We start from the raw sequence: 4,285 nt of genomic DNA, 5'->3' as shown, positions 1-4,285 counted from the left end.
TTCCCCCACTGTCAATATGCTTCCCTCGATGGCATCTCCAAGCGCCCTGTGCCATCTTACGAAGCCCCTCCTTGTGAAGGTAGCCACGTGTCTCGCTATATTTTGCGCCGGCTTATCGCCATGCCGTTTCTGGTGCTCGGCATCGTCACCATCGCCTTCCTGATCACTACGGTGACCAAGGGCGATCCGCTGACCGCGATTGTCGCCGAACAGCAGATGAGCAACCCCGAAGTGGTGGCCGCCGCCAAGGCGCGCTGGGGTCTCGATCGTCCTTTGCCGGAACGCTATATGATATATCTTGGGAATCTGCTGAGCGGCGATCTTGGCACCTCGTTCATCACCAAGCGCAATGTCGGCACCGACATTCTCTACCGCTTGCCGGCAACGCTCGAACTGGTTTTCGCTGCGATGATCTTCGGCACCACGCTCGGCATTGTGCTTGGTGTGCTGGCCGCCTATTTCCGCAACAGCCTGATCGATCATGGCGCGCGGCTGTTCGCCTTGTTCGGCTCTTCGCTGCCGGTGTTCTGGTCGGGGCTCGGCCTGTTGTTCATCTTCTCCGTCATGCTGAACTGGCTGCCGGGGCCGGGCAGGGTCGATGCCCGCCTGGCATTGCCGCCCGGCATCACCGGCTTCCTGACCATCGATTCGCTTCTGGCTGGCGACTGGACCGTCTTCAAGGACGCGCTCTGGCACCTGCTTCTGCCGGCCTTCGTCCTCGGCTGGACGGTTTCCGGCACCATATCGCGGCTGGTGCGCGCCAACATGCTTGATGTGATGAGCCGCGAGTTCGTCCTCACCGCGCGCGCCAAGGGGGCGAGCGAATTCCGCGTCGTCATCGTCCATGCGTTGCGCAACACCATGGTACCGACCCTGACCGTCATCGGCTATTCCTTCGCCTATCTGATCACCGGCGCGGTGCTGACAGAAACCATCTTTTCCTGGCCCGGCATGGGCTCCTATGCCGTCGAGGCGGCGCGCGCGCTCGACTTCCCGGCGATCATCGGCGTCACCATCGTCGGCGGCCTCGCCTTCCTGGTCACCAACCTCATCACGGACATCCTCTACGTGGTGGCCAATCCGCGCGTGAGGTTGAGCTGATGTCGGCGGTCACAACCAAATCCCATTCCGCCGCTGTTCCCGAATGGCTGACCGCGCCGTTGGTCATCGGCACGGTCGTCATCCTGTTCTGGCTGTTCATGACCGTCTTCGCCGCCTTAATCGTGCAGTTCGATCCGCTCGAAATGGTCGCGCGCCGCTTGCAGCCGCCGAGCTGGGCGCACTGGCTGGGCACCGATGCTCTCGGCCGCGATGTTCTCGCCCGCACCTTGCACGGGGCGGCGCATTCGCTGCCGATCGCGGTTCTGGTCGTCGTCTCGGCTGTGGTGATCGGCTCGCTGCTCGGTGCCATTTCCGGGTTCGTCGGCGGGCTGACCGGTGCGGCGATCATGCGGCTTGTCGACGTCACTCTGTCCTTCCCGCCGATGCTGCTGGCTATGGCCGTCGCGGCGTCGCTTGGGCCGGGCCTCGGCAATGCCGCCATCGCCATGGTTCTGGTCTGGTGGCCGGTCTATGCCCGGCTGATGCGGGCGCAGGTGCTGGAGGTGAAGGAGCGTGAGCATGTCGAGGCGGCGATCGCCGCCGGCGCCAGGCCGCGCCGCGTGCTGTTCACGCACATATTGCCGCTTTGCTGGACCCCGGTGCTGATCAGCGCGACGATGGATCTCGGCCAGGTCGTGCTGCTTGCCGCGTCGCTCAGCTTCATCGGTCTCGGCGCCACGCCGCCGACGCCCGAATGGGGGTCGATGATCTCCGATGGCGCCGTCCATTTCTACCAATGGTGGATCGCCTTCGGTCCGGGCGTCGCCATCCTCACCATCGTGCTCGGCTTCAACTTCATCGGCGACGGCTTGCGCGACATTCTCGATCCAAGGTCGGATTAAGCGATGAGCGCACAGATATCTTCAGCGCAGTCCGGCGCAGCCGACAAGGCAGGCGAGCGCGAGCCGCTGCTGTCCATACGCGGCCTGCGGGTAGGCTTCCGGCGGGCAGGCGATCAGTTCGAAGCGGTGCGCGGCATCGACCTCGAAGTCGCCAAGGGCGAAGTGGTCGGCATTGTCGGGGAATCCGGCTCGGGCAAGTCCGTCGGCATGCTCGCCGCGCTCGGCCTGACGTCGAAGAACGCGGTCGTCACCGGTTCGGTCCGCTTCAACGGCGACGAACTGGTCGGCAAATCGTCACGCGAAATGCGCAAGATCAGGGGCGCGCGCATCGCCATGATTTTTCAGGACCCGCTGTCCTCGCTAAACCCGGTGATGACCGTCGGCGCCCAGATCGCCGAGGCGGTCAGGCTGCATCAGCGCGTCACCCGCAAGCAGGCCATGGCGCGGGCGGTGGAATTGCTCAATCTGGTGGCGATCCCGCAGCCGGAGCGCCGGGTGAACCAGTATCCGCATGAATTCTCCGGCGGCATGCGCCAGCGCGCGGTCATCGCCATGGCCGTCGCCAACGATCCCGATTTGCTGATCGCCGACGAACCGACCACGGCGCTCGATGTGACGGTGCAGGCGCAGATACTGGCAGTGCTGCGTTCGTTGCAGGAGCGGCTCGGCCTTGGCCTGGTGCTGATTACCCATGATCTCGGCGTCGTCGCCGGTCATGCCGACCGCGTCGCGGTCGTCTATTCCGGCCGTGTCGTCGAACAGGCTGGCGTATCCGAGCTGTTCGCCGACCCGCGCCATCCCTATACGCGCGGCCTCATTGCCTCGATCCCCAATCTCGAGGAAAGCCGCGAGCGGCTGTTTTCGATCGATGGCTCGCCACCCGCACTTGGGCGCTTGCCGGGCGGCTGCGCCTTCCATCCGCGCTGCATCTATGCCGAGGCACGCTGCAGGACCGAGGATCCGCCTTTGCACGACATAGGCGGCCGCTTCTCGGCCTGCCATTTCGCGACGACCTTGCCGCCCTTCCATAGCGCCTCGCTGGCGGCGGCAGAACTGGACAGTGGAAGCATGGCCCCATGAGCGCAGTGGAGCAAACTCAAGTCGAAACCAAGCCGGCGGCAGCGCTTTCCGTGCGCCATCTTGTCAAGGATTTTCCGGTTCGCGGTGGCCTCGTCTTCGATCGCGCGGTTGCCCATGTGCGTGCGGTGGCCGATGTGTCCTTTGACTTGGCGCCGGGCGAAACGCTGGGCCTCGTCGGCGAATCCGGTTGCGGCAAGTCGACTCTCGGACGCTGCCTGATGCGGCTGATCGAGCCCACCAGCGGCGAAAGCTGGTTCCGGGGCCAGAACCTGCTCGCCCTCAACCACGAAGACATGCGCCTGATGCGGCGCTACATCCAGCTGGTCTTCCAGGACCCGTACGGGTCGCTGCATCCGCGCATGCGCATTGCCGACAACGTCGCCGAGCCGCTGCGCATGAGCGACATGTCGGCGGCCGACCGCCGCGCCCGCGTCGCCGAACTGCTCGAACTGGTGCGGCTCAATCCCGAGCATGGCAAGCGCTATCCGCACGAACTGTCAGGCGGCCAGCGCCAGCGTGTCGTCATCGCCCGGGCGCTTGCGCTGAACCCGCAAGTGGTGATCCTCGACGAACCGGTTTCGGCGCTCGATGTTTCGGTGCAGGCTGGCGTGCTCAATTTGCTCAGGGATATCCAGCAGTCTTTCGGCACATCCTATCTGTTCATCGCACATGATCTTTCGGTCGTGCGCCACATCTCGCACCAGGTCGCGGTGATGTATCTCGGCAAGATCGTAGAGATCGCACCCGCGGCCGAACTCTATTCGAGGGCGCTGCATCCCTACACGCAGGCGCTGCTGTCGGCGGTGCCGCTCGCCAATCCCGAGAAGGAGCGCAAGCGCGAGCGCATCGTACTGACCGGTGACGTGCCGAGCCCGCTCAACCCACCATCCGGCTGCCGCTTCCGCACGCGCTGCTTCAAGGCGCAGGCGATCTGCGCTGCCGTCGAACCGCCGCTCGATCCGGCTGGCGGTTCGCATCGCGTCGCCTGTCATTTTCCGGAGCCGGTCAACACGTTCAAGACTGTGTGATTGGCCTGCCGAATTCACCCGAAGGAATCTTGATCGTGACTGAGGACCATTCCGAGAATGCCGGTACGGCAGGATCCGCGCGCCTGCCGCTCGAAGGCATCAAGGTTCTCGATCTTTCCCGCGTGCTCGCCGGTCCTTGGGCAACGATGAGCCTTGCCGATCTCGGCGCCGAGGTCTGGAAGATCGAGAACATAGATGGCGGCGACGACACCAGGGCGTGGTCGGTGCCGAGCT

The 4,285-nt window shown here is 64.5% G+C and carries 5 protein-coding genes; all 5 read left to right on the top strand.

Going from position 1 to position 4,285, the window contains the following annotated elements:
* The first annotated feature begins 87 nt into the window (after positions 1–87).
* Positions 88–1,101, top strand: a complete 1,014-nt coding sequence (locus EN964_RS26480; RefSeq protein ID WP_023811560.1) for an ABC transporter permease — start codon at positions 88–90, stop codon at positions 1,099–1,101.
* Positions 1,101–1,943 carry an ABC transporter permease gene (locus EN964_RS26475; RefSeq protein WP_127276927.1) on the top strand — a complete coding sequence of 281 codons (843 nt, stop codon included), beginning with the start codon at positions 1,101–1,103 and terminating at the stop codon, positions 1,941–1,943. The genes EN964_RS26480 and EN964_RS26475 overlap by 1 nt, the downstream gene beginning before the upstream one ends.
* Positions 1,944–1,946: 3 nt before the next feature.
* Positions 1,947–3,023 carry an ABC transporter ATP-binding protein gene (locus EN964_RS26470; protein WP_127271705.1) on the top strand — a complete coding sequence of 359 codons (1,077 nt, stop codon included), beginning with the start codon at positions 1,947–1,949 and terminating at the stop codon, positions 3,021–3,023.
* The gene (locus tag EN964_RS26465; RefSeq protein WP_127272704.1) at positions 3,020–4,051 is read left to right on the top strand and encodes an ABC transporter ATP-binding protein; all 1,032 of its coding nucleotides are present in this window, start codon (positions 3,020–3,022) and stop codon (positions 4,049–4,051) included. The genes EN964_RS26470 and EN964_RS26465 overlap by 4 nt, the downstream gene beginning before the upstream one ends.
* A 35-nt stretch (positions 4,052–4,086) precedes the next feature.
* Positions 4,087–4,285: CoA transferase (locus tag EN964_RS26460; protein WP_206528761.1), on the top strand; the 199-nt coding region annotated here is incomplete at its 3' end.

Origin of the sequence: Mesorhizobium sp. M7A.F.Ca.CA.001.10.2.1, assembly GCF_003998575.1 — a bacterium.
Lineage (GTDB): Bacteria > Pseudomonadota > Alphaproteobacteria > Rhizobiales > Rhizobiaceae > Mesorhizobium.
The sequence above is the reverse complement of the archived record's forward strand: the minus strand, read 5'-3'. Positions and strand labels throughout refer to the sequence as shown.